Annotated in this window: 23 protein-coding genes, 2 tRNA genes and 1 pseudogene; 18 read left to right on the plus strand and 8 right to left on the minus strand. The window is 48.1% G+C overall.

The window, feature by feature from the left end; genetic code table 11:
* Positions 1–62: 62 nt before the first annotated feature.
* The 12 genes and pseudogenes from GRF55_RS10770 to GRF55_RS10820 all read left to right on the plus strand — a co-directional run.
* Positions 63–956: a helix-hairpin-helix domain-containing protein gene (locus tag GRF55_RS10770; RefSeq protein ID WP_220368406.1), complete on the plus strand. Its 894-nt coding sequence runs from the start codon at positions 63–65 to the stop codon at positions 954–956.
* A gap of 95 nt (positions 957–1,051) precedes the next feature.
* Positions 1,052–2,557 (plus strand): Gfo/Idh/MocA family protein, encoded by a 1,506-nt coding sequence (locus GRF55_RS10775; RefSeq protein WP_255563872.1) that lies wholly within the window; start codon positions 1,052–1,054, stop codon positions 2,555–2,557.
* A 686-nt stretch (positions 2,558–3,243) separates the two neighbouring features.
* The gene (locus tag GRF55_RS10780; RefSeq protein WP_220368408.1) at positions 3,244–3,723 is read left to right on the plus strand and encodes a DUF4252 domain-containing protein; all 480 of its coding nucleotides are present in this window, start codon (positions 3,244–3,246) and stop codon (positions 3,721–3,723) included.
* The gene (locus GRF55_RS10785; RefSeq protein ID WP_220368409.1) at positions 3,724–4,236 is read left to right on the plus strand and encodes an RNA polymerase sigma factor; all 513 of its coding nucleotides are present in this window, start codon (positions 3,724–3,726) and stop codon (positions 4,234–4,236) included.
* Complete coding sequence (locus tag GRF55_RS10790; RefSeq protein WP_220368410.1) at positions 4,223–4,657, plus strand: hypothetical protein; 435 nt, start codon at positions 4,223–4,225, stop codon at positions 4,655–4,657. Before GRF55_RS10785 ends, GRF55_RS10790 begins: the two co-directional genes overlap by 14 nt.
* 13 nt (positions 4,658–4,670) lie before the next feature.
* Entirely contained in the window at positions 4,671–5,120 is a 450-nt protein-coding gene (locus tag GRF55_RS10795) for a DUF4252 domain-containing protein (protein WP_220368411.1), read from the plus strand.
* Positions 5,121–6,630: 1,510 nt separating this feature from the next.
* A complete protein-coding gene (locus tag GRF55_RS10800; RefSeq protein ID WP_220368412.1) occupies positions 6,631–7,035 on the plus strand; it encodes a contact-dependent growth inhibition system immunity protein in 405 nt (134 codons plus the stop codon).
* A gap of 397 nt (positions 7,036–7,432) precedes the next feature.
* Complete coding sequence (locus GRF55_RS10805; RefSeq protein WP_220368413.1) at positions 7,433–7,846, plus strand: hypothetical protein; 414 nt, start codon at positions 7,433–7,435, stop codon at positions 7,844–7,846.
* Positions 7,847–7,863: 17 nt separating this feature from the next.
* Positions 7,864–8,007 carry a hypothetical protein gene (locus tag GRF55_RS11865; protein WP_370626717.1) on the plus strand — a complete coding sequence of 48 codons (144 nt, stop codon included), beginning with the start codon at positions 7,864–7,866 and terminating at the stop codon, positions 8,005–8,007.
* A gap of 107 nt (positions 8,008–8,114) precedes the next feature.
* Positions 8,115–8,384 (plus strand): hypothetical protein, encoded by a 270-nt coding sequence (locus GRF55_RS11870; RefSeq protein ID WP_370626718.1) that lies wholly within the window; start codon positions 8,115–8,117, stop codon positions 8,382–8,384.
* A gap of 5 nt (positions 8,385–8,389) precedes the next feature.
* A complete protein-coding gene (locus tag GRF55_RS10815) occupies positions 8,390–9,061 on the plus strand; it encodes a hypothetical protein (protein WP_220368414.1) in 672 nt (223 codons plus the stop codon).
* 9 nt (positions 9,062–9,070) lie between these two features.
* Positions 9,071–9,583: pseudogene (locus GRF55_RS10820) on the plus strand (type IV secretion protein Rhs); the annotation flags it as partial.
* Here GRF55_RS10820 and GRF55_RS10825 read toward each other — a convergent pair.
* The 6 genes from GRF55_RS10825 to GRF55_RS10850 form a co-directional block, all read right to left on the minus strand.
* Positions 9,577–10,905, minus strand: coding sequence for a plasmid recombination protein (locus GRF55_RS10825; protein ID WP_220368415.1), 1,329 nt, complete (start codon positions 10,903–10,905; stop codon positions 9,577–9,579). The pseudogene GRF55_RS10820 and the gene GRF55_RS10825 sit on opposite strands and share 7 nt — an antisense overlap.
* Before the next feature lie 361 nt (positions 10,906–11,266).
* Complete coding sequence (locus GRF55_RS10830) at positions 11,267–12,085, minus strand: hypothetical protein (RefSeq protein ID WP_220368323.1); 819 nt, start codon at positions 12,083–12,085, stop codon at positions 11,267–11,269.
* A 60-nt stretch (positions 12,086–12,145) separates the two neighbouring features.
* Complete coding sequence (locus GRF55_RS10835; RefSeq protein ID WP_220368416.1) at positions 12,146–12,556, minus strand: helix-turn-helix domain-containing protein; 411 nt, start codon at positions 12,554–12,556, stop codon at positions 12,146–12,148.
* A gap of 34 nt (positions 12,557–12,590) precedes the next feature.
* Entirely contained in the window at positions 12,591–13,748 is a 1,158-nt protein-coding gene (locus tag GRF55_RS10840; RefSeq protein ID WP_220368417.1) for a site-specific integrase, read from the minus strand.
* Between the two features lie 145 nt (positions 13,749–13,893).
* The gene (locus tag GRF55_RS10845) at positions 13,894–14,169 is read right to left on the minus strand and encodes a hypothetical protein (protein WP_220368418.1); all 276 of its coding nucleotides are present in this window, start codon (positions 14,167–14,169) and stop codon (positions 13,894–13,896) included.
* Positions 14,166–14,903, minus strand: a complete 738-nt coding sequence (locus GRF55_RS10850; protein WP_220368419.1) for a DNA-binding protein — start codon at positions 14,901–14,903, stop codon at positions 14,166–14,168. Before GRF55_RS10850 ends, GRF55_RS10845 begins: the two co-directional genes overlap by 4 nt.
* Positions 14,904–15,216: 313 nt before the next feature.
* Here GRF55_RS10850 and GRF55_RS10855 point away from each other — a divergent pair, with 313 nt between their 5' ends.
* Entirely contained in the window at positions 15,217–15,951 is a 735-nt protein-coding gene (locus tag GRF55_RS10855; RefSeq protein ID WP_220368420.1) for a tetratricopeptide repeat protein, read from the plus strand.
* A gap of 7 nt (positions 15,952–15,958) precedes the next feature.
* Positions 15,959–16,177 carry a zinc ribbon domain-containing protein gene (locus GRF55_RS11875; RefSeq protein ID WP_220368421.1) on the plus strand — a complete coding sequence of 73 codons (219 nt, stop codon included), beginning with the start codon at positions 15,959–15,961 and terminating at the stop codon, positions 16,175–16,177.
* Positions 16,178–16,957: 780 nt separating this feature from the next.
* Here the strand turns inward: GRF55_RS11875 and GRF55_RS10865 are convergent.
* Positions 16,958–17,030 (minus strand) — tRNA-Pro (locus tag GRF55_RS10865).
* Between the two features lie 160 nt (positions 17,031–17,190).
* On the opposite strand from GRF55_RS10865, the gene GRF55_RS10870 reads away from it, so the two are divergent.
* Positions 17,191–17,263, plus strand: a tRNA-Phe gene (locus tag GRF55_RS10870).
* A gap of 115 nt (positions 17,264–17,378) precedes the next feature.
* On the plus strand, positions 17,379–20,069 hold the full coding sequence (locus tag GRF55_RS10875) for a 4-alpha-glucanotransferase (RefSeq protein ID WP_220368422.1): 2,691 nt from the start codon (positions 17,379–17,381) through the stop codon (positions 20,067–20,069).
* On the opposite strand, the gene recO is transcribed toward GRF55_RS10875, so the two are convergent.
* Positions 20,056–20,823 carry a DNA repair protein RecO gene (gene recO, locus GRF55_RS10880; protein ID WP_220368423.1) on the minus strand — a complete coding sequence of 256 codons (768 nt, stop codon included), beginning with the start codon at positions 20,821–20,823 and terminating at the stop codon, positions 20,056–20,058. The genes GRF55_RS10875 and recO overlap by 14 nt on opposite strands.
* A gap of 236 nt (positions 20,824–21,059) precedes the next feature.
* On the opposite strand from recO, the gene rpsT reads away from it, so the two are divergent.
* Both rpsT and gyrB read left to right on the plus strand, forming a co-directional pair.
* Positions 21,060–21,314 (plus strand): 30S ribosomal protein S20, encoded by a 255-nt coding sequence (gene rpsT / locus GRF55_RS10885; RefSeq protein ID WP_220368424.1) that lies wholly within the window; start codon positions 21,060–21,062, stop codon positions 21,312–21,314.
* A 314-nt stretch (positions 21,315–21,628) separates the two neighbouring features.
* On the plus strand, positions 21,629–23,599 hold the full coding sequence (gene gyrB / locus GRF55_RS10890; RefSeq protein ID WP_220368425.1) for a DNA topoisomerase (ATP-hydrolyzing) subunit B: 1,971 nt from the start codon (positions 21,629–21,631) through the stop codon (positions 23,597–23,599).
* The last annotated feature ends 145 nt before the right edge of the window (positions 23,600–23,744 follow it).

Here is a 23,744-nt window from a genome sequence, read left to right on the forward strand (position 1 = left end):
ACACGGTGGCAGTAAGGAACTGCCACCGTGCTACTGCATGATGAGGATAAAGAAAACACGCCATGTTTCTGAAAGAGTTTTTCTACCTGCAGAAATCCGACAGGAAAGTGTTGCTCACACTACTGTTCCTCATGGCTGTTGCCCTCATCGTGTTTTGGACCGTCGGAGGACAATACGACCGCACGGAAAGCGAACCCGACACACTGAGAGAAGCACCACAGACATTCTCCTCCCGCAAACCTCATCAAAGGCATTCATACTACAAAACGGAGGAACGGGTGGTGGAACGTTTCCCGTTCGACCCCAACACTGCCGACAGCACACAGCTGCTCCGACTGGGACTCTCACCGTGGCAGGTGCGCAACATCTACAAATATCGTGCGAAGGGCGGCATCTACCGCAAGCCTGAAGACTTTGCCAAACTCTATGGACTGACCGTCAAGCAGTATAAGTCATTGCAACCCTACATCCGCATATCGGAGGATTACCAACCAGCTGCCACATTATATAATAATACGCGCGAGGAATATGTCCGCGACACGTTGAAATATCCCGTCAAACTGAAAGAGTCGGAACACATCATCCTCAACCTCGCAGACACCAGCCAACTGAAGAAAGTGCCGGGCATAGGAAGCGGATGGGCACGACAGATTGTTGCCTATCGCGAGCGGCTGGGAGGATTCTATTCTACAGACCAACTGCTCGACATCGAAGGATTTCCCGAAGATGCGCTACCCTATCTCCAGATACAAAATCCGCAACTGCGCAAACTGAACGTCAATAAACTCACGCTCAACCAACTGCGCCAGCATCCCTATATCGGGTTCTATCGGGCAAAAGCCATCGTTGACTACCGACGGCTCAAAGGAAACCTCAAAAGTCTGAACGAACTATCCCTGCACAAGGATTTCACCGAAAAAGCCATCCAGCGACTGAAACCTTACGTGGAGTTCTGAAACGGTCTGCATTTAACATCTTATCCATAAAAGCTTTTTTAAAATTATAAACCATGAAGAAGAACAATATTCTGAGATTCGTTATCTGTCTTCTGATGACAGCGATGGTCGTGCTGAATGGGCACGCACAATTCACGTGGCGCTACAGCATTGAGAACGGTGTCGTGAAGACCGAAGTGCCGCAGCGCGAGGCAGGACAGCAGCATGCGCTCGGACTGACAACCGCCAAGCTGCCCGTTGTGCGCGTGGCTTTCGTGGGACTGGGCATGCGTGGTCCCGATGCCGTGGAGCGTTTCACGCATATCCCGGGAACGCAGGTCATGGCACTCTGTGACTACGAGCGCGAACGTGCCGAACAATGCCAGAAGTATCTCCGGAAGGCGAGCATGCCTGCCGCCGACATCTACAGCGGCGAAAACGGCTACGAGCAACTCTGCAAGCGCAAAGACATCGACCTCGTCTATATCGCTACCGACTGGCTGCACCATTTCCCCGTAGCGAAATGCGCATTGGAGAACGGGAAGCACGTGGCGATTGAGGTGCCGTCTGCCATGAATATGCACGACATCTGGGAACTCATCGACCTGTCGGAAAGGAAGCGGCTACACTGTTTCATGCTCGAGAACTGCTGCTACGACTTTTTTGAACTCAACGCGCTCAGCATGGCACAGCAGGGACTGTTCGGAGAAATTATCTACGTACAGGGGGCTTACCGCCACGAACTGTCGCCCTATTGGGACCATTACTGGAAAAAGGGCGAAGACGACAAACTGGGCTGGCGGCTCGACTACAACCGGAAGTTCCGCGGTGATGTCTATCCGACGCATGGCTTGGGACCGGTGGCACAGGTGCTCGACATTCATCGAGGAGACCGCATGCACACATTGGTGGCGATGGACACCAAGTCATTCAACGGAAAGAAGCTGGTGGAACAGCGCACGGGAGAGCCATGCGGGGACTTCCGCAACGGCGACCATACGACAACGCTCATCCGTACCGAACAAGGGAAAGTGATTGAGATTCACCACAACGTGATGACGCCGCAGCCCTACAACCGCATGTATCAACTGACGGGCACCAGCGGCTTCGCCAACAAATACCCGTCGGAGGGCTATGCCGTCTCCTCGCAGACGATGAAAGACGCCGGTGTGCGCCCGTCGTCCGACAATCTCTCCGGACACAGCTACCTCTCGGCTGAAGACAAGAAGGCGCTCGAACAGAAATACGAGCATCCGCTCATCACCCGCTACGGGAAGATGGCTAAGGAAGTGGGCGGACACGGCGGCATGGATTTCATCATGGATGCCCGCCTGGTGTACTGCCTGCAGAACGGATTGCCACTCGACATGGACGTCTATGACATGGCGGAATGGTGCTCTCTGGCTGAACTCGGCTCTATCTCCATGGACAACGGCAACCTGCCCGTCGAGGTGCCCGACTTCACACGCGGTCACTGGAACGACGTGAAGGGCTATCGCCATGCCTACGCTTCGCCCGAAGAGGAAGAAAAGACGGCTGCCATCGCCAAGGCGTTCACCGAAGAACTGAAGAAAAAAGGGGCAAAATATTGGGAGAAACACGACCGAAAGAACGGACGATAAGTCTGATGACGTTCCCCACTCCGTTCCATCACTCCCCTCGTTGAGCGTCCCGCTGCTTTTGTATATTTATGCAAATGCAAGGTGGTCGGATTGCATTTTGTAAACCCTTGAATTTCAGTACGTTAAAAAGTGCCTTCCAAAAGTGCCACTTTCGCACTCCGAAAGTGCCACTTTCAGGAGCTGAAAGGGGAACTTTTGCAAGCTAAAAGTGCCACTTTTGGAAAACGAAAGTTCAACCGTATATTTATACGCCCTTTCCCGTATATTTATACAGGTCGCGTTTGATGCTCATCTTTCGTCGAACTTACGTGCGAGAAAAGAAATTTGTTTCACATATTCAGAAACCTATTATTAACATTAACAAGCGAAAAGGGTAAAAAGAGAAAGAAAACACAGAATTTGTTGATTTCATGATTCTTTTATTTGGCTTATTCAGGAGAATTGAGTAAATTTGCAGAAAGATTTGAGTAAATTTGCAACAAGAAAAACCAACTCAAAATTATTACTCTGCTGCTTGATTTGTTCAATTTTCGTAATTTACGCACAAGAAAATGCCCTGTCGTCGGCGTGTTTCAGATGTGTTTTCGGCATACGAGTGAAAAAAATGTTGCTCCGATGTAACAAAAAGTCGAAATTTGCGTCACATATTCAGAAACCTAACTATTATCATTAAAAAAACGACAACAATGAAAAAGCTACTGATTGCATTCGCACTGGTGCTCGCCTGCCAAGCGGGAAAAGCACAGACGGTTGAAAACATCTTCAACAGTTTCAAAGAGAAACCCGGCGTGGAGTTCGTGCCGGTGAACAAGGAGATGCTCCAAATGGTTGCAGGCATGGCTGCACAACAAAACAGCGAAGAGGCTAAGGCGATGGAATTCATGAAAAACCTTGAGGGAATCAACATCCTGTCACTCGAAGAGGCTGCTGCCGACGTGAAGACGGAGTTTCTCGAAATGGTAGGGAAAATGGAATGGAAAGACTTCGAGCCCATTGCCGATGTGAAGGAAGCCGACGAACAGATTACTATCTACGGTAAAAAAGACAAAGACAAAATCACGGAACTCATCATCGTCATGTCCGAACCGAAAGAGCCCGGATTGATACATATCACCGGAACCATCAGCCTCGACGATGTCCAGAAGGTGATGGAGATGAACAAATAGATGGATGTTTCTGAATTTAAGTCACGCTTCCTGCCCTGCCACCGGCGCATGTTCCTGACGGCGCTGCGGCTCACCCGCAACCGCCAGGATGCCGAAGACATCGTGCAAGACGCCTTCACAAAGCTCTGGGAACGGCGCAAGGAAATGCTTGTCGAAAGAAACGTGGAAGCATATTGCCAGACGCTGGTACGCAACCTGTTCATCGACCGGCAGCGGCGACAGCACCTCAAACCGGCAACACATACCGCAGACGATTTGCAACTTGCCGACCTCTCCGCTGCCGAAACCGACATGGAACGGCAGGAGAGCCAGCAGATGGTAGGACAACTCATCAGCCAACTGCCCGAAAAGCAACGGCAAATCATCACGCTCCGCGACGTGGAAGGACTGACTTACGAAGAGATAGCACAACAGACGGGACTGACTGAGGTCAACATCCGCGTGCTGCTCAGCCGGGCGAGGAAAACCATCAGAGAACAATTCAAACAACAGACACACCATGAACACGCATGAGATAAAAGAACTGCTCAACCGTTTTTACGAGGGACAGACGACAGAAGAGGAAGAGCGCACGCTGCATCGCTACTTCGAGAGCGACGAAGTGGCTCCCGAACTGGCTGAAGAAAAAGCCTTTTTCAGTCAGCTACCCACGGTTGAAGGACTGGAACAGCGCATCAGCCGTCACATCGACCAACTGGCTGCGCAAGGAAAAAACACCCGGCGTGCTCACGTCCGTTGGATAGCGGGCATCGCAGCGAGCATGCTGCTCCTTGTCTCTGCCGGACTATACTTCGGCACCAACCGCCCCGACCCGTTCTATCAAGACACCTACGACACGCCCGAGGAGGCATACGCCACCACCGAAAAGGCAATCACCCTGCTGGCAACCAACGTCAACAAAGGACTCAAATCTATCGAACAAATCAAATATTAAAACCATTACGCAAATGAAACGACTCATGATGATTATGATGCTTGCCTGCACATGCAGCATCATCCATGCACAAGAAGCGCTGTTCAAGAAATACAGCAACACGAAAGGAGTGGAGACCATTTACATCTCCAAGACCCTGCTCAGCCTCATGCCTAAGTCGGCACTGGGCGACAAAGACATCTCGCAGATAGCGGGCAAACTCGAACAAATACGTATTCTCGACTGCGAAAACAAAGACCTCATCCCGGAAATCAAGAAAGATGCGGAGAATTTCTATAAAAAAGAGAAATACGAGGTTGCGATGGAGAACAACGAAGAAGGTGAACGCACTGTCATCTACATCCGAAAAATAAAGAAACAGAAGAACGAGTTCGTCATCTTCCAACAAGAGAAAAAAGAACTTCAGATTATCAGCATCATCGGCGACATCACGCTCGAAGACATCAAGAACCTGAATATGTAACCGCAAGACAACGCACGCATCGGCGGCAATAAGAAAAGGCGGCAAGTGAGCATTTTCACTTGCCGCCTTTTCTTGTCGGGATGAGGCGACATTTGGCCCAGAACACTTCGTGCCATACTCTCCCTAAAAAACAAAAGAGCCGACTACTCGACTCTTTTTTGGTCGGGATGAGGCGACATTTGGCCCAGAACACTTCGTACCATACTCTCCCTAAAAAACAAAAGAGCCGACTACTCGACTCTTTTTTTGGTCGGGAGTGCTGACGAATTATCGAACTTTGTACGAGATTTTGAGAAGGTCGTTAATTTCATAAAGACGCAACATTATAAACCTTAATAAGCGTAAGACTTTCAGTAGCATTTTTCAAGTAAAATTGAGCCTCAACCCAATCTTTGGAATGAGTTTTGATACGAGCGAAAAGCGTAGCTGTTTAATATAAAAAGTTATCTTGAGTCGGTTTTGATAATTCAAGTAGTCGCAAATCAAGAAAATTGGCATCGAAAGTCAAGTTTGTTCCAGATACTTGAGCGTTTTTTCAAAATTTTTTAATATCTTTGCAACGTCATATTGCCTTAACAGGCAATTGACAGACATATGAGACAGCGCATTTTCGCTTTTCTGAACGTGTGAACTTGGACACTTCACCTGTTGGCATCTGCCAATGAAATCATCAGAAAGTGGGAAACGCTCTCTTGGTGTGTATTCGTATCATTTGCGATATACTGCCAAGCGGAGTAGCATTCCTATTCTGTGATTTCAGGGAGTCCAAGCCCCACACGGCAGTTTAGGCAAATGGTGACTCCGCTTTTCTTATATGCCTCCCAAACGTAATAACAACCAGCATCGCAGGGTCACAGATGCCTAAAAACTTATTGCGTTATGATTAGTACAATGAAACGCGGGATTACAATTGGAGGGCTTGTTTTTGTAATATCCCTCAGTCTTATTTCATGTGGAAGTGTTTCGGATAATCGCAAATAGTTGTAAATCAGCATATAGCAGGGAGTACCCATAATTGAAAGGTACAAAAAAGTGTAATTGCAATCTGGGGGTGTTCGGCATGATTGGAACGCAAAATTCGGGTTGAAAAGCCAAATAAGATTTAACATTTCGTTAAGATTATTTAACATGTAAATTTAAGTCATTTTGAGCTTTTGGCAACTGCAGTGAGCAAAGACAAGGCTTTTGGCCAGTCAAAAGAGATAGAAATGTATGTCAAAAGGGGACGTTTGTACCGACGTTGTACCACGACTGCGATAATTGGCTGTTAGACAGCGTCGGTTAATAATTCAAGCCGAACTCATGCATGGCATTTTGATTCATTTTAGAGGGAAATGTGCACTATATCGTGTTAAAGTCTGTCATATCAGAACCTCTTTGAAGAATATTTTGTAACTTTGCGCCCATGTAATGTGCGCATGACGAACAATCTACGTTACATTCATCGACAAAAGACCCCAAAAGCCAATGGGTGATATTCTAAATCAAGCGCGTAAAAATGCAGAAAAACTTGAATAAGACAATTTCTCAATTACTTCATCATGAGTGGGTGGGTCCTACTCCCACTCATGATGATTCCTTCATCCAGCAAAATTTGTATCGATTATACCATACTAAAGTTGCTGATCTTGACATTGAAGATGTAAGATTTCTTATCAATCAAGAAATCTTGCTCGATGATATGATGCCTATTGCTTTGGGATATCTCAGAATGAATATTCTTGCAGAAGGAGATTTTTATGAAGGAGATTTGCTGAATGCAGTATTAAGTGTTAGTAATATTTTCTGGGAGAACCATTTGGAATTAAAAATGTCATTAAAAAACATTATTAACGAGAATCTCGGCGTTATTGAATCATCTGACATTCCAAGAAAAGTTATTAGAAATACCGAAAACTTTTTGTTTGATTCGTAATGCCTGAAGTAAGTGACCGTCAGCCACCTTCTCGCACGAATCATACTACGACACCAGTTTACACAAATCAAAATCCTTGATATGAAAATTACTTTGGTCATGTTCAGCGTTCTATTTCTACTATGCAGTTGTAGATATGAATCCCAAATGATTGATAGCGGAAATGCTATAGTAAAACAGATAGACTCTTATATAGATTCCGTCGGGACTGTTCCTATGTCTCTTACAGATATTGGAATTACCATAATAGACGAGGGCAACCCTCCTTTTTATTATCAACGGATAGATTCCGTCCACTATACTCTGTCTTTCAGTAACGGAGTTGGTGAGTCAAAGATATACTATTCTGATTCACAAAAATGGGAGGATTTTCCACGAACTATAGACATAGAAGAACATGAAGATTAAAACATTATTTAAGATAAATTTTTGCGCAGGATTAATTTTAACTGTTGTTTTGTATCTATGCCATTTATATGGTAACCATATAGAAAGAACACAGGAACCTATTGTTGATTATATATATAATGGATTTAAGGAAAAAAGTAACTATAAGAGTTCAAATAAAATTTTTATAACCTATAAATCAAAACAATATACATTACATACGGGAGACCGAATCTTGGACAAAATAAAATCTGGAGATTTCCCTAAATTATACTATTCTTCAGAAACTGATTATCTTTTTTTTGAAGGAGATTACCTACCTGTGGGTTATGCCAAAGCTGCTTTGTTGTTCACCATTATCTTTACAATTATTGGTACTCTAATATGGAGAAAAGAACTTAATAATGATATTCGCACAATGTAAAAAAAGTCAAGAGCAACATGACGACATCCATTTATGTCATGGGCGACCGTAGTACTGAGGTGAGCCATCCTGCGAGCGGAGTCATCTGCTTTACATACGAAGGCGTGAGCAACGTGCCAGCGTGGTCAACGGTGCATCAGTGCCACAAAGCGACAAGGTAGGCGGACAGATGGCGCATACCTACACCTATGACAACCTCTAGCGTCTGGCCACGGCTACAGGCACCTACACGGGAGTCGACAGCAAGGGCACGGGCTACATCCTCGCCATGGGTTGCGACAACATGCACCGCATCACTTCCAAGAGCCAGCATCTGACCCAGAACAACGTGCAGTTCAACGGAACGCTCAATGTCGGTTATGACCTGACATATACCTATGGCACTGAAGCCGGTAAGAAGTTCCAGCTCACAAATGTTAAAGATGTGAATTATCGTACTGAACAGACTCCGGGAGACAATAAAATCGAGAACAATCACGTATATTTGTATGATAAAAACGGAAATCTTGTATATAAGAATATCATTTCATTAAAATGAATAATATGACAAAAAAACAATTTGCTGAAATCATTTGTAAAACTTTTAATTTGAAGGGCATTACTTCAAATAGTTTCGTTTATGTGATAAATTGTACCCTTATGGGAATTGTAACGGTAAAAGTTCCGGGCAGAAATGCGTATAAAATATATTTCACCATTTTCCCTCTTTGGAAAGCAACTCTCAAAGAATGCTTAGAAATACCGTTGTTTCAACAAGCCATAGTAGATACAAAAAATTTGGATATCTATCTTCCTGAAAATATGACAGAAGAAGATATTAGTTTTATCCTTCATCAATGTGTTTTACAAATTCCGTTCATTCCAGCAAAGGACATCACGTCCCTTGATATCATTAAGTTTCTATATAACAAAATCATTGAAGATCCCGGTATTTCTGGAAACTTTGTATTGGAGATGAAAGTATATACGTTGATTTATAATATTGCCTTGATTTGTAATGATTATAAATCTGCGGAAAATGTCTATGAACAAATATCTCAAAACATAAACAAATGGGATGATGCTATATTCCGATACTGGTTCGGAGATAAAAAAAACTATTTGGAAAGACTGCAAGAATATGATTCTAATAGAATTAATCTTCAAATTAATATCCAAAACAATTTGTTGAATCCTAAAATATCAAAGTTGCCTAAATATGAATTCTTAGATTAGTTCGTTTTCTACACCCTCGCCATGGGCTACGACAACATGCACCGCATCACTTCCAAGAGCCAGCATCTGACCCAGGACAATGTGCAGTTCAACGTCACGCTCAATGTCAGATACGACCTGTCATACACCTACGGAACGGATGCGGGAAAGAAGTTCCTGCTCCAAACCGTCGGTGACGTGAACTACCGCACCGAGGAGACACCCGGTGAGGATGCGAATGTCAAGAACAGCCATGCCTATGAGTATGATGCCAACGGCAACCTCATATACGTCAATACTTCACGTGAGAAAAAGGACGGTGAGAACGACGAGAAGGCCGGTGAGCGCAAATTGCGCTGGGACGAGGAGAACCGCCTGCTGTCGTCTGACGACAATGGATTCGTAACCAACTACTGGCATGATGCCGACGGCGAGCGCACGGTGAAGACCAGCGGTGAGGGCGAGCAGGTCTATGTCAACTCGGAGTTTGCCGGTGGGCGGACTAATACCGCAAAGTTCTCGCTGTATGTGTCGCCCTATCTCGATATCCCTTGTTGGAACTTCTGTATTCGTCCATCGTATCTGCCATCTGCAATGTCGTGGACTTCATGGTCGGCACGTCTGAGTTCGTTGGCATTGAACCTGCCCAAGGTGCTTGCCAGCCATACAAACCAGTCCGCTACCTGCTTCAAGGTGGCACTGGCAAGTTCGGCAAACATCTTTAGGTAGTGTTTGATAGCGTATGACTCGTTGTCCCAGAAGATGTCACCATGCTTGCCACCACGACCGCCGAAGCCAGAATAGGCAAAGTCTTGGATGGCTTTGATGCAGAACTGCAAGCCCTCGTCAATGCGGTAGATATAGGCAGACATGGCAAAGAACATCGGGTCTTGCCAGTTGCCACGCTCCTTGATGGTGTAGAAGTCCCGCAGCTTCTTATCGGCTTTCGCTGACAGTCCCGCAACTTCCTGTTTTTTGGCATCAATGGCATTATCAAGTGCCTGGGAACGGTTTGTCTTGGTTCTGATGTCAAGGTTGAGCCGGTTGCTGCGCTCTGCTTTCGTGCGGTTGGCACTTGTCAGATAGTCGTGTTCCTTCCACAAGTCTGCCACTTCCGTTTTTGCTGCCTCAACCTCTGCTTCCACTTCCTCCTTCTCTGCGGCGGCTTTATTTACCTCTTCCTGGAGCTGTTTCTTCTTGCTTTCCTGCTTCCGGATGATGAAGTCGTTCCGTTCCAGATGGTCAATCCTCGTCTCAGACTTCTTCTGCCCTCGCTGCATGTCCAATGTCTCAGCTACCAAATCTTGTATGGCAGACATGTCCTCAGTATTCAGCTTGAAGGACTTGCCTGTGTCGTGGTCCATCCAGTCCCAGATGATATGAGCATGGTAGTTCGGCTCCCATGATGCAGGGTCGTTAGTGTCCTCATAATGCCCTTCGTCCTTATGGATGTGTATCTGTATGGCTCTGATGCCCCACCTCTCATGCACTCTTTCGGCATAGCGCAAAAGGTCTTCCATCGTCGTGTCGGGCTTGATGTTCACCACCCCTTCACGGATGGGGCTGCAACCCTGGCGGACACGCTGCTTGCCTTTCTTGTCGGTAAACTTCACGTCCTTCTCCTGCATCGCTCTGCCAGTCTTCTGCTTCACCATGATACGGATGTCGTCATAGTGCTGCTGAAGACTGACACCCACCATGTCAGGTGCGACATACACTTCATTCAGGTGAGCCAGGTCTTTGCGGATGTAGAGCATGGCAGGATTGAGGGATGCGATGTAGTCTGCGTCCCTCCTGTTGTGCCGCTCACTCTGAGCGATGTTGCACGGCTTGATGTGCTCGGATGCTTTGGCTGTCGTTGCCATAATTCTGCTTTAGCGGTTTTCTGTATAATTGGTCATCGGGGTATCGGGGCGGAGCCTTGATTGGAGGGTGCAGGGAGAGAGTCACTTCCTGCTCAGGGGTCTTGGGGGCAGATGCCACTGAGCGGAGCGTCCAGAGAGAAGGTCACTCTTTGGTCCGGGTTCTCAGGGGTGAAACTCATGAGCGAGGTTTCGGGGCAGCGCCCTGAACGGGTCAAGGGCAGCGCCTTGTGGGTTCTTAGGGCAAAGCCATGAGTCCCTCGGAAGAGCCCACAACTACGAAAGCGGAGCGTGTAGTTATAGTGGGCTATAACAAGGCAAGCCTTTTTCTCCCCGCACCACGTCCCGGACTGCCACGCTGTGCTCATGCCTCTATTTCTTTCCCTACTGTCGATACCTCTTGGAGCAAGCTCTCGTCTTGATGGCAAGAAAGCTGCTGTGCCTCTTCCACGACAGTAGGTTGTTTGTTCTCTTCTCGCATACCATCAGACTGGAGATTGCTGCTTGTTGGATAATGGCGGTTGTCAGCAACAGTTTCGCTTGAAGACTGACAGACTGGACTCACGCGCTCGCGTAGATTATCATTAGATGGTAGGGAAAGAGAAGGAGTAAGGCAATGCTCCTTCTTCACTTCAGCCAGAAATTCGGACGATATGACCTTAGTCACGTTGCCTGTATCGGCAGAAGATCTCCCACCTGAATCTGTTGTTGGTGTCGGCTTGCAGACTTCAACTGTTTCTGCACTGCTTTTAGGTGGGACATGGTTAGTCTGTCTTGTCGGTTTCTCAATGGGTTTAACCATAGGGTTGCTGACAAAGAAAGGATTCTTGATTGTCCGCTGATCCGTGAACCAGACTGACAGGCACAACAGTGTGTGGATGGTCGTGCGGTTTGACGGTTCAGAACGGAGAATACCCATCTGATTGAACTCCCTGATGATTCTGGTGGCGGTCTTTCGGTTGCAACCCCACATCAGGGAAAGCTCGACCTTTGAAGCCATGAACTGCCCAGGCTGTAGGACAGCTGAGAAATGGGTCTTGGTCACGGTTGTCTGTTCCATGACCGCCAGACGGATGAAGGTCTTGAAACACTTCATACGGTTGATGTCCTGGCATTCATCCGACAGGTAATCATACTGTGCTTCATTCAGAAGCGTACTGTATCTGATATTGGCGTATCGCATAATGACAAGTGGTTTTAATGAGGAAGTGGGACTGTCATGTCCCACCTCCGAAAGTAAGAATCATTGTTGCTGGACGGCAGCTGGCTTGTGCCGTTTCTTCTCACGCATTTGCTCCAGGTGGGTGTCGAACTCTGCCTGTTCCTGCTCGGAGAGTGTATAAGGCTTGTCGTATGCCCCTCCGCTCTGGATCCATTCCACAAGTTCCTTCTTGAAGAAGTAGAGCTTGTTGCCACGCTTGCGGTATGGGATGCGTCGCTCAGAGGTGAGGGAGTACATCGTGGAGCGTTTCTTGCCAATGAACTGACAGGCTTCATCCATCGTCATCATCTGGTCATCATCCTGGGTTGGGGATGAATCGTCCGCTTCCTTCTTCTCGTCAAGGCGGCTAATCACATAGTCCACCTTGGTCAGCAGTTCGCCGACTGCCTTGGGCAGCTGGTCGAAAGAGAGATTACTTTCATTTTGTTCCATGTGAGTTTTTAATTTTGTTTTAACGTCAAGAATATTATTGAGCAAGTGTTTCTTTGTCTGTAGTGGCACTTTCACTGGCATCATCCTTCAATGAAATGCGCTCGGATGCGTCACGTTTCAGTTCGTTGACCACCTCTGCATAGACCTGTGTAGTGGCAAGGTTGCTGTGGGTAAGCAGCTTGCTCACGGTGTAGATGTCCGTGCCTCCTGCCAGTTGTAAGGTGGCGAAGGTATGACGGAAACAGTGGAAGGTGATATGCTTGGTGATGCCAGCAGCCTTTATCCAGTCTTTGAGGTGGGCGGCAACCAGGTTCGGTGTCAGTTTCTTGAACACCTGACCCTCTCCACGCTCGCCGCACAGGGCAAGTGCCTCTTCGCTGATGGGCAGGATGGCATCGGTCTTTGTCTTCTTGGTGGTGATATCAAGCACCCATCCGCCATCGCCCGACTTCTTGATGTTCTCCCACTGGAGCAGGATGCAGTCAGACAGACGCAGACCCGTAAGGCAGGAGAACAGACCAGCACGGCGTAGTACGTCGCTCTTACATTCGGCCTTTGACAGCGCAACAAGTTCCTCCTTGGTCAGGTACTGACGCTTGTTGCCGTGTCCCTTAGCCTTGACAAGTTTCTTGGCTATGTTCTCCTTGATATGTCCGTCATCATATGCCATGCGAAGGGCGGCTTTCAGCTTTACGAGGTGGTTGTTGGCGGTGGTGGGCATCATCGGCTTGCCGTTATGATAGCACTCTGCCGACAAAAGATAATCAACAAACTTCTGGCAATACGCTGCATCAAGGTCGCAGAAGCGGCACTCGCCACCCGAATATTTGACGAAGTGCTTGTAGGCAGCCTCCCAGTTTGCCTTATTGGTTGTCTTATTCATACACAGCTTGAAGTAGTCAAGAAAGCTCTCCTGCCCTTTGGAGCGGTCGAGGAAACCGAACTCCTCGTTGATGATGGACTCCGTGCGGCGGCACTTGATAAGCTCTGCCTTCTGCATGATGCTGCGGTTGTACTCCTGCTGAAACTTCTCAGTAGGGTTGGAATAAATGTATAAGCCCAGATACTCGCGTCTTGACAGACGGCCAGTCTTCGGGTTGCGGATTGGTGGATAGAAATCGAGATAGAGCGATGTCTGCCCATTCTTGATGGGTCGCTTCCGCACTGTGACCTTGGTACACAAATTCGTCATGTCTGCTATTTTATATTGTTATTACATTTATCTATTTTTGGTTGTCCTTCGCTGCCCTTCATGGGCGGTTGGGACTTCAAGCGATTGCAAAGGTACGCCCTTTGTTTAGGTTGCGCCTAAAATGTTGACCCTCAATGTATCAGATTTAACCTGAGTTAGCGTTTGAGTATGAAATTGCAGCGAAAATCATACTATAAACGGGGCTGATAGTTGCACTGCATTCATTGTACTCCTTGATTCCAAAAGGATTGCCAATGTCGGGGTACATCTTTTTCGGATGGCACTGCAAAGTTAGAGAGAACAAAGCTACAATCAGGGTACAACGGTCAGAAACCAGCCGTTTTGAGCCTCGGATTGCAGGATTGGTTCTAATCATTGCAGCAAGTAGTACCAACATTTGTACTCTCATATCCAGCTTCATGTCCGTTTCGCCTTGGTGCTGGCACTCGTTTTCTCGGCATTCTTTCGGGCTGCTTCCCAGTCCGCTTTGAGGTAGAGGTTAGCCCTGCCGCCCTTGGCTTTCTTGATACGGACACCGTGTGTCTCGGCAAAACGGCGTACTTGCGTCTTACCCAAACCATACTTCTGCATGATGTCAAAGCAGGTGTAGTATGCTTCCTGCTGTGCCTTGCCTTGTTCCTCATCGTACTTGGCAATAGCCTTCTCGACATCCTTTTTCCTGAAAGCAGTCGTACCCCAGGCATGGACGGATGCCAACTGATAGCGGTTGCGTATCTCATAAAGGCGACCATACTTGATGTTGAACTTGCTCATCACCTCTGCCATTGTATAATGGGTTTTGTGAGTAACACCTTCAGGGGCTTTCTCACTGGCTGGTGTCATGCGGCACTTAGCAGTCTTATTTATGCAGCCCGTCTCCGGTTTGGCATCGGCATTCTTCTTATTCCTTTCCCTTTTGTCATTATTAAAAGGAAGGGAAGAAGAAGGTAGCACGACATTACAACCTTGCCCTTGGGCAAAGTCTGTGAGTTCCTGTAGGCTTATTCGTGTCATCCGCTTGCCGAGGTTGACGGCTTTCAGTCTGCCGGAGGCAATAAGCAATCGCACCATCTTAGTGCTGACAGAGATGGCGATGGAGGCATCCTTCACGGACAGAAGGATGTTGGGAATTTGTGAAGTTTGATTCTTGCCCATATCAAGTAATTTTGTCAATTTCTGCCGTTTTTAGGGGGATGGTCCCTGACGGAAACCAATTAAGCGGATTTAAGGGGAAATAAGGTGATTTAAGGGAACACCCTACGAACCCTCTGCTCATCCACCCGAGGTACAATGGCGGTACAAAATTACTCTAATCGGGGCAAACGCGCAATAGGCGAAGAATAAGGTTGGTTAAACGGAGTTAATTGTAAGACAGCGTTTTACACGATTTGATTTAAGGTTTATTTCGGTCTGCTTTGACCCAATTTAGTTGGTGAAGAATTCATGTGGAAGCAAGTCGAAAAATGGCGTGAATGTACCAATCGAGTATTGTGAGGAACTTGTAAAACTTGCAGAAGAAGGTAATGCAGATGCCCAATATAATTTGGGCTATCTCTATATGAAAGGACAAGGTGTTGAACAAAATGAAAAAGAATGTTTTAGATGGTTTAAACAGGCTTCAGAAAATGGTATGCCTAAAGCGCAATTCTATTTGGGGTACATGTATATTAATGGAATAATGGGTGTTTCTCAAAACATTCAAGAAGGTATTAAATGGTATGAAAAAGCTGCCGCACAAGGTATAGAAGATGCTCAGTATAATCTTGGAGAAATATATGATAACGGGGTTTTCGTAAAAAGAGATATTCAAAAAGCTGTAAGTCTATACAAAAAAGCAGTTGAAAAAGATTTCCCACCAGCTCAATCTAACTTAGGTGCTTGTTATCTGAATGGAGATGGAGTTGTAAAGGACGTGCAAGAAGGTATTAGGTTAATTCGTCTTTCAGCTGAAACAGGTCTCCCACAAGGCATGTATAATTATGGTATGTGTTTTTTAAAAGGTTATGGTGTGGAGGAGAACCAAGACGAAGCTATCAAGTGGATTACTAAATCAGCTGAAAATGGTTATGATGTCGCTCAATGTTTTATGGGTGATTTATGTTATAGAAATGGATATTATGAAGATGCAATTAATTGGCTTACAAAATCCGCACAACAAGGAAATCAAATGGCTAAACAAAAATTAAGTATGATAAAGCGTTAATAAAATTATGGAACTAATAGAATGTCCAAGTTGTGGGAAACAGATTTCAGACAAGGCAATTGTTTGTCCTAATTGTGGACATCCAATTGTACACGATAAAGCGAAGGGCTACACAAAATCGTTTTTAAAACAAAAATGGGTTAAGATTGTTGGCACAATTATTATTACTTACATCTTCTTGAGGATTATTTTTTGTTTTATCAGCGCATATGATATGCATACATAAAATCAAAATATAAGAGACCGACTATTGCTATTCGGTCTCTTATTTTGAATGATATTTTCCATTGATGTCGTTTTCTGTTATTTTTTCACTTTGCAGAGCGTTTTTTATGTCGGTGGCAAAGTCAATTAGTGAGTCTACATTCATGCACAACTTATATATTGAGTTGTTGAATACCTATCAGATACCTACAGAGTTTGTTCCGGTATTATCGAAGGTACTTCATAAGGTATTTAACGATTACAACGGAAATAAAAGCACTATGCGAAGCGACTTGAAGAAACGTAAGTCAGAAATCATGAATAAGATTGAAAAGGTGCAAGTGCGCCTTGGACTTGGGGAAATTTCAGATGCAGTCTATCAAACGACCATCCGCACGTTAAACAAGGATTTGGCAGAAATAGAGAGAGGTCTTGCAGATGCTGACAAAAATTTATCGAACCTTCAGAAATTCATAGACCAAGCAATCGCAATATCTTGTAATTTAGGCACTTTGTGGCAAGATGGGGATTTCGCAAGCAGGCAAAAACTTCAAAATTTGGTGTTTCCGAGTGGGATTTACTTCGATAAGAACACAGATGATTATCGAACTGAAACCGAGAACGAGGTATTTAAGACATTCCGTTTGTTTTCAAGCAGTTGCAAGGATGGAATAGAAAAAGCGACAACCGAACTTCTCCGATTGTCGCTTTTGGTCGGGATGAGGCGACATTTGACCCAAAACACTTCGTGCCATACTCTCCCTAAAAAAACAAAAGAGCCGACTACTCGACTCTTTTTTTGTCGGGATGAGGCGACTCGAACGCCCGACCCCTACGTCCCGAACGTAGTGCGCTACCAACTGCGCTACATCCCGAAAGCATCCTGACGATTGTCATTTTGCGGGTGCAAAGATAGGTCTTTTTCACGTCTCAGACAAATTTTTCATCACTTTTCTTTAAAAAAATGCTTGTGATTCAAAAAAAAGTCTTATCTTTGCACCCGCAATCGTTTCAATATGGTTTGCATGAAAGATTGGTGCCTTAGCTCAGTTGGTAGAGCATCGGACTGAAAATCCGTGTGTCCCCGGTTCGATTCCTGGAGGTACCACTCCTCCTTTCTAACGCCCAGTTGTCGAAAGACGCTGGGTTTTTTGTTGCCTTTTTTTCATGGTTTCATCAAAAAAATAATTACCTTTGCAATAACTATCAAGCCATTTCTTTTTATGAAACTATACTTTTACATCGACTATCTGGCATCCCCTGGCGAAAGACTTGCCCTGAACATTCTCAATAGCGACGAGGGCGAAGTGAGGGCAACGGTCAGGATGCAACCTGCGGACAATGCACATTGGACCTGCAGCATAGAGACTGAAGGCGAATCCTATATCGATTATTTCTACAGCGTCATCGACCGCAAGGCAAAAATCGTCCGCAGGGAATGGATGACCATACGCCACCGGTTGGAACTGTCGTGCCTGAAAGCTCAGAGATATACCATCTACGACCACTGGATCGACATTCCCGAAAACTCCTATCTCTACAGTTCGGCTTTCACCGAATGTCTCCATCACCACGAGACACTTTCACGAAAACAGACATCTTTTGCCCAGACGGTGCGCCTGAAGGTGCGCGCTCCGCAACTCCGCTCCTATCAGCGACTGTGCGTGATGGGTGCCGGTAACCTGTTGGGCGAATGGCAGCCGCAGCGGGCAGTGGAGATGACCGAGCACAACTACCACGAATGGATTGTCGAACTCGACACGAAGACATTACAAGAGCCTCGTCTGGAATTCAAATTCGTCGTCATGGACAAGGTCATCCCCATGTGGGAGAGCGGCGATAACAGAACCATCACGCTGCCACCGATGAAAGATGGCGACGTGGTTGTCTATGAATTGCCCGAAGTGCATTTCCTGCTTGGCGACGAGAGAGTGGCAGGAACATTGGTTCCCGTCTTCTCACTGCGCACGAAAGGCAGCTTCGGCATTGGCGACTTCGGCGACCTGAAGACGATGATTGACTGGATGGCTGCTACCGGACAACGCATCTTGCAGGTGCTGCCCGTGAACGACACGACCCTCACGCACACCTGGACCGACTCCTATCCCTATTCATGCATCAGCGTGTTTGCTTTCCATCCGCAGTATGCCGACCTCCGGCAGTTGCCCCCACTCACCGACAACGGCGCACGCGAACGGTTTGCCGCCTTGCAGGAGGAGCTCAACGCACTGCCGCAAATAGATTACGAACGGGTGAACAAAGCCAAGACGGAATACCTTTACGTCAGCTACGTGCACGAAGGTGAGCGAACGATGCAGACAGACGCTTTCCGCCAATTCTTCGACGAGGAGAAGCAATGGCTCATCCCGTACGCAGTCTATTGCTCTCTGCGCGACAGATATCACACTGCCGACTTCACCTGCTGGCCCGACCACCAGTCGTGGAACGAGCGTGAACGCAAGCAATACGCTTTCCCCAACGGAAAGAAATGGAAAGACGTGGCGTTCTATTACTACGTGCAGTTCGTGCTGAACACACAGATGCGGGCTGTCCACGACTATGCACGGGAGCGGGGAATCATCCTCAAGGGCGACATCCCCATCGGCGTCAACCGCTTCAGCTGCGACGTGTGGCAGGAACCGCACTACTTCAACACCGACCAACAGGCAGGCGCACCGCCCGATTTCTTCTCTTCAAACGGACAGAACTGGGGATTCCCCACCTACAACTGGGAGGAGATGCTGAAAGACGACTGCGCCTGGTGGACACGCCGCTTCCGCCACATGCAGAAGTTTTTCGATGCCTATCGCATCGACCATGTACTGGGATTCTTCCGCATCTGGGAGATTCCAGCCCATGCCGTGCACGGCGTCATCGGGCATTTCGCACCGGCACTGGGCATGACACGGGAGGAAATCGAGCGCTATGGACTCTACTGGCAGGAAGAATTGTTGACCGAACCCTTCATCACCGACTGGGTGCTCGACAGACTGTTCGGCGAATTGGCACCGACCGTGCGCGACAATTACCTCACCCCCACGTCCGACGGCCGCTACCGGATGAAAGAGGCGTTCGACACCCAACGGAAAGTGGAACGGGCATTCGCCGGCAAGACATCGGACACCGAGCGGCGGTTGCGCGACGGACTCTATGCCCTCATCAGCGACGTGCTGTTCGTTCGCGACCACCGCGACCCGAAGAAGTTCCACCCACGCATCTCCGTGCATGGCGATTTCATTTACGAATCGCTGTGGGACGACGACAAGGCAGCCTTCAACCGCCTCTATCACGACTATTTCTATCAGCGCAACGACCAGTTCTGGTATCAGGAATCCATGAAAAAACTCCCGAAACTCGTTCAGTCAACACGCATGCTCGTCTGCGCCGAAGACCTCGGCATGGTGCCTGAGTGCGTCGCATGGGTCATGGACCAGCTGCGCATCCTCAGTCTCGAGATACAAGCAATGCCAAAGGACGCACGCGACCGCTTCGGCGACCTCGCCCGAAATCCCTACCGCTCCGTGTGCACCATCTCCAGCCACGACATGCCGACGCTGCGCCAGTGGTGGGAGGAAGACTGGGAACGGGCGCAGACCTATTTCAACACCATGCTCTTCCGACAAGGACCGGCACCCCACCCGTTACCGGGATGGCTCGCCAGCGACATCATCCTCCGCAACCTCATGTCGCCATCCATGCTCTGCATCATCGCCATACAGGACTGGCTTGCCATCGACGAGCAGCTGCGACTGAAGGACGACTCGCACGAACGCATCAACGAGCCGGCAAACCCGAAGCACTACTGGCGCTACCGGATGCACTTGAATATCGAAGAACTGTTGGAAAATCAAGAATATAAAGAGCAGGTGTCAGACCTCATCATACAAAGCGGACGCCACATCACGAATCAGTAGAAGGGACTTCCGACGGCTTTTCGACAACCGCCCCCATCACCTCTTTCAGCACATCGAACGAGCGGAGTTCAGGGAACAAGGGCACGTGGATGGCGTAATAGTGCAAAATCACGTCGGCAATGCGCTGACGGTCTTGACGGCTCATGCGATAAAGGTGCATCGTCGCGTAATTCAGACGCATCAGCGTGTGAATGCGCCCAGCCTCCACAGGCTGAAGGAAGTCGGGATGTATCGGCGCTGACGTGCAGAAACGACCGTTGCGCAGGTCGAAGCAGTCGCCTTCCGCCCCGCCCTCTACATTCGGAAAGAAACCGATGAAACGCGTCAGACGCATCATGAACACCAGATGGAAATTCGCAAACGAATGCTCCACACCGTCGAACCACTCCAGACTCTTCGCTATATAATTATATAAAGATGTGTTGCGCTGCTCGCCGCGCGTAGCATGATAGAGAAACTCCGCAAGAAACAGAGACACCGATGACTTCAACGGCTCGAAAGGTATCGACGAGAAAGGCAGTGCCACCTGCACATCGCGCAGATGCTGGAGATTTGCCCGCTGCCGGTAGTCGAACACCAGGCGCAACACCGACAGGGGCTGAAACAACTGGCGCTTCAGCCTTCCCTTCGACGTCTTCGGAACACGAACCATAAACGACAAGCGCCCGTATTCCTCCGTCAGCATCTCAACGATGAGCGAGCCGTCGCCATACTTCACCGAATGCAGCACGACGGCCTCCGTACAAGTCAGCATAACATCTTTAAAATATGTGCAAAAATACAAAAAAACAGCCTTTAGAGAAAATTTATTGGAGAAAAATTTGGTGGGGTCAAGAAAAACACTTACCTTTGCACCCGCAATAAAAGTTGCATGGTCCCTTCGTCTATCGGCTAGGACGAGAGATTTTCATTCTCTAAAGAGGAGTTCGACTCTCCTAGGGACTACTAAAAACAAGATAAAAGTAAACATTAAAAAGATTAGAGATTAAGATGGCAAATCATAAATCAGCTCTGAAAAGAATCCGTCAGACAAAGACGAGAACTTTGCACAACAGATATTATGCAAAGACCATGCGCAATGCTGTTCGCAAACTGCGCGCTATGACAGACAAGGACGAAGCAGTTAAGCTTTATCCGAGCATCCAGAAAATGCTTGACAAGTTGGCAAAGACCAACATCATCCATAAGAACAAGGCGGCTAACCTCAAGTCGAGCCTCTGCAAGCATATTGCAAGCCTCGGCTAAGCATAACGCCACAAAGATAACAAAAGGTTCTGTCCGTAAAAGGACGGAACCTTTTTTTTAATTGAGAATTGATAATTGAAAATTGATAAATATGGTTAGGGGTATTCCCTGCTTTCTCAATTCTCCCAGAGTTCCCAGCTCTCCCAGCCTTCCCAGTTCTCCCCAAAAGTTCCCAGTGTTCCCAGAACTCCCAGTCCTCCCAGTGTTCTCAGCCCTCCCAATTTTCCCAATTTTCCCCAGATTTTTTCATTTATTTTTTCGCTGTTTGCGAGATTTTTCGTAAATTTGCACACTAATAACGTACACATAGAAATATGGCAGAAAACAAGAACAATCAAAGCAATTACTCAGCCAGTAACATTCAGGTCCTCGAAGGACTGGAGGCTGTGCGCAAACGTCCCGCCATGTATATCGGCGACATTAGCGAAAAAGGATTGCACCACCTCGTAAACGAAACCGTTGACAACTCTATTGACGAAGCGATGGCAGGCTACTGTACGCACATCGAAGTCGTCATCAACGAAGATAACTCCATCACCGTTCAGGACAACGGACGCGGAATCCCCGTCGATGAGCACAAGAAACTGCACAAGTCGGCACTCGAAGTCGTCATGACCGTGCTCCATGCCGGCGGAAAATTCGACAAAGGCTCCTACAAAGTCAGCGGCGGTCTGCACGGTGTGGGCGTGAGCTGTGTGAACGCACTCTCCTCACGCATGCTCTCACAAGTATTCCGCGACGGAAAAATCTATCAGCAGGAATACGAGCGCGGCGTGCCACTCTATCCCGTCAAGATTGTCGGCGACACCGAACTGCGCGGTACACGCCAGCAGTTCTGGCCCGACGCCACCGTCTTCACCACCACCACCTACCAGTGGGACATCATCGCACGGCGCATGCGCGAGTTGGCATTCCTCAATGCCGGCATCACCATCACCCTGAAGGACCTGCGCCCCGATGAAGAAGGAAAGACGAAGGAAGAAGTGTTCCACGCCAAGGACGGACTGAAAGAGTTTGTGCGCTACGTCGATCGTCACCGCACACACCTCTTCGACGACGTCATCTACCTGAAGACCGAAAAGCAGAATATCCCCATCGAGGTAGCCGTGATGTACAACACCGACTATTCGGAGAACATCCACTCCTACGTGAACAATATCAACACCATCGAAGGAGGAACCCACCTCACCGGCTTCCGCATCGCACTCACGCGAACACTCAAGAAATATGCCGACAACGACCCAGCCATCGCCAAGCAGATAGAAAAGGCGAAAATCGAGATAGCGCCCGAAGACTTCCGTGAAGGACTCACCGCCGTCATCTCCATCAAGGTGGCAGAGCCGCAGTTCGAAGGACAGACCAAGACCAAGCTCGGCAACAGCGAGGTGTCGGGAGCCGTGCAGCAGGCAGTGGGCGAAGCCCTCTCCAACTACCTTGAGGAACACCCGAAGGAAGCCAAGCAAATCTGCGAGAAAGTAGTGCTCGCAGCCACCGCACGCATCGCCGCACGAAAAGCACGCGAGAGCGTACAGCGCAAGAGCGTCATGAGCGGCGGCGGACTGCCCGGCAAACTGGCAGACTGCTCCATCAAAGACCCGAAAGAAACCGAAATATTCCTCGTCGAGGGAGACTCAGCCGGCGGCTCAGCCAAGCAAGGACGCGACCGTGAGCGCCAAGCCATCCTCCCCCTGCGCGGAAAAATTCTCAACGTCGAAAAAGTGCAGTGGCACCGCGTGTTCGAGGCAGAATCAGTCATGAACATCATCCAAGCCATCGGCGTGCGCTTCGGAGTGGAAGGCGAGGCAGACCGCGAAGCCAACATCGAAAAACTCCGCTACGACAAAATCATCATCATGACCGACGCTGACGTCGATGGTTCGCACATCGACACCCTCATCATGACACTCTTCTACCGCTTCATGCCCAAAGTCATCGAAGACGGACACCTATACATCGCCACACCGCCACTCTACAAGTGCACCTACAAGAAAGTGAGCGAATACTGCTACACCGAACAGCAGCGACAGGCATTCATCGACAAGTACGTGGAAGGCGACGAAAACAGCAACGCCCTGCACACCCAGCGCTACAAAGGTCTCGGCGAGATGAACCCCGACCAGCTCTGGGAGACGACGATGGACCCGAAAAACCGCCTGCTCAAGCAAGTGACCATCGAGAACGCTGCCCAGGCAGACGAGATATTCTCCATGCTCATGGGCGACGACGTAGAGCCGCGGCGCGAATTCATCGAGAAAAACGCTACCTACGCAAACATCGACGCGTAAGGGAGCCCCCTCCTGACCTCCCCCCAAATGGGGGAGGAATGAGCCCCACCCTAACCCTCCCCCACCGGGGAGGGAACGCCTGGCGGCAGGAAAAGCCCAAGGACCTCAACGACCCTAAAGACCCTAAAGTCCCTAATGACCTTAA

This window comes from Prevotella sp. Rep29, from assembly GCF_019551475.1.
Lineage (GTDB): Bacteria > Bacteroidota > Bacteroidia > Bacteroidales > Bacteroidaceae > Prevotella.

Bases quoted from the DNA above. Each gene is read 5' to 3' on its own strand.
- GRF55_RS10770 (WP_220368406.1), top strand. From the start codon at position 63: ATGTTTCTGAAAGAGTTTTTCTACCTGCAGAAATCCGACAGGAAAGTG.
- GRF55_RS10775 (WP_255563872.1), top strand. From the start codon at position 1,052: ATGACAGCGATGGTCGTGCTGAATGGGCACGCACAATTCACGTGGCGC.
- GRF55_RS10780 (WP_220368408.1), top strand. From the start codon at position 3,244: ATGAAAAAGCTACTGATTGCATTCGCACTGGTGCTCGCCTGCCAAGCG.
- GRF55_RS10785 (WP_220368409.1), top strand. From the start codon at position 3,724: ATGGATGTTTCTGAATTTAAGTCACGCTTCCTGCCCTGCCACCGGCGC.
- GRF55_RS10790 (WP_220368410.1), top strand. From the start codon at position 4,223: ATGAACACGCATGAGATAAAAGAACTGCTCAACCGTTTTTACGAGGGA.
- GRF55_RS10795 (WP_220368411.1), top strand. From the start codon at position 4,671: ATGAAACGACTCATGATGATTATGATGCTTGCCTGCACATGCAGCATC.
- GRF55_RS10805 (WP_220368413.1), top strand. From the start codon at position 7,433: ATGAAGATTAAAACATTATTTAAGATAAATTTTTGCGCAGGATTAATT.
- GRF55_RS11865 (WP_370626717.1), top strand. From the start codon at position 7,864: ATGACGACATCCATTTATGTCATGGGCGACCGTAGTACTGAGGTGAGC.
- GRF55_RS11870 (WP_370626718.1), top strand. From the start codon at position 8,115: ATGGGTTGCGACAACATGCACCGCATCACTTCCAAGAGCCAGCATCTG.
- GRF55_RS10815 (WP_220368414.1), top strand. From the start codon at position 8,390: ATGACAAAAAAACAATTTGCTGAAATCATTTGTAAAACTTTTAATTTG.
- GRF55_RS10825 (WP_220368415.1), bottom strand. From the start codon at position 10,905: ATGGCAACGACAGCCAAAGCATCCGAGCACATCAAGCCGTGCAACATC.
- GRF55_RS10830 (WP_220368323.1), bottom strand. From the start codon at position 12,085: ATGCGATACGCCAATATCAGATACAGTACGCTTCTGAATGAAGCACAG.
- GRF55_RS10835 (WP_220368416.1), bottom strand. From the start codon at position 12,556: ATGGAACAAAATGAAAGTAATCTCTCTTTCGACCAGCTGCCCAAGGCA.
- GRF55_RS10840 (WP_220368417.1), bottom strand. From the start codon at position 13,748: ATGACGAATTTGTGTACCAAGGTCACAGTGCGGAAGCGACCCATCAAG.
- GRF55_RS10845 (WP_220368418.1), bottom strand. From the start codon at position 14,169: ATGAAGCTGGATATGAGAGTACAAATGTTGGTACTACTTGCTGCAATG.
- GRF55_RS10850 (WP_220368419.1), bottom strand. From the start codon at position 14,903: ATGGGCAAGAATCAAACTTCACAAATTCCCAACATCCTTCTGTCCGTG.
- GRF55_RS11875 (WP_220368421.1), top strand. From the start codon at position 15,959: ATGGAACTAATAGAATGTCCAAGTTGTGGGAAACAGATTTCAGACAAG.
- GRF55_RS10875 (WP_220368422.1), top strand. From the start codon at position 17,379: ATGAAACTATACTTTTACATCGACTATCTGGCATCCCCTGGCGAAAGA.
- recO (WP_220368423.1), bottom strand. From the start codon at position 20,823: ATGCTGACTTGTACGGAGGCCGTCGTGCTGCATTCGGTGAAGTATGGC.
- rpsT (WP_220368424.1), top strand. From the start codon at position 21,060: ATGGCAAATCATAAATCAGCTCTGAAAAGAATCCGTCAGACAAAGACG.
- gyrB (WP_220368425.1), top strand. From the start codon at position 21,629: ATGGCAGAAAACAAGAACAATCAAAGCAATTACTCAGCCAGTAACATT.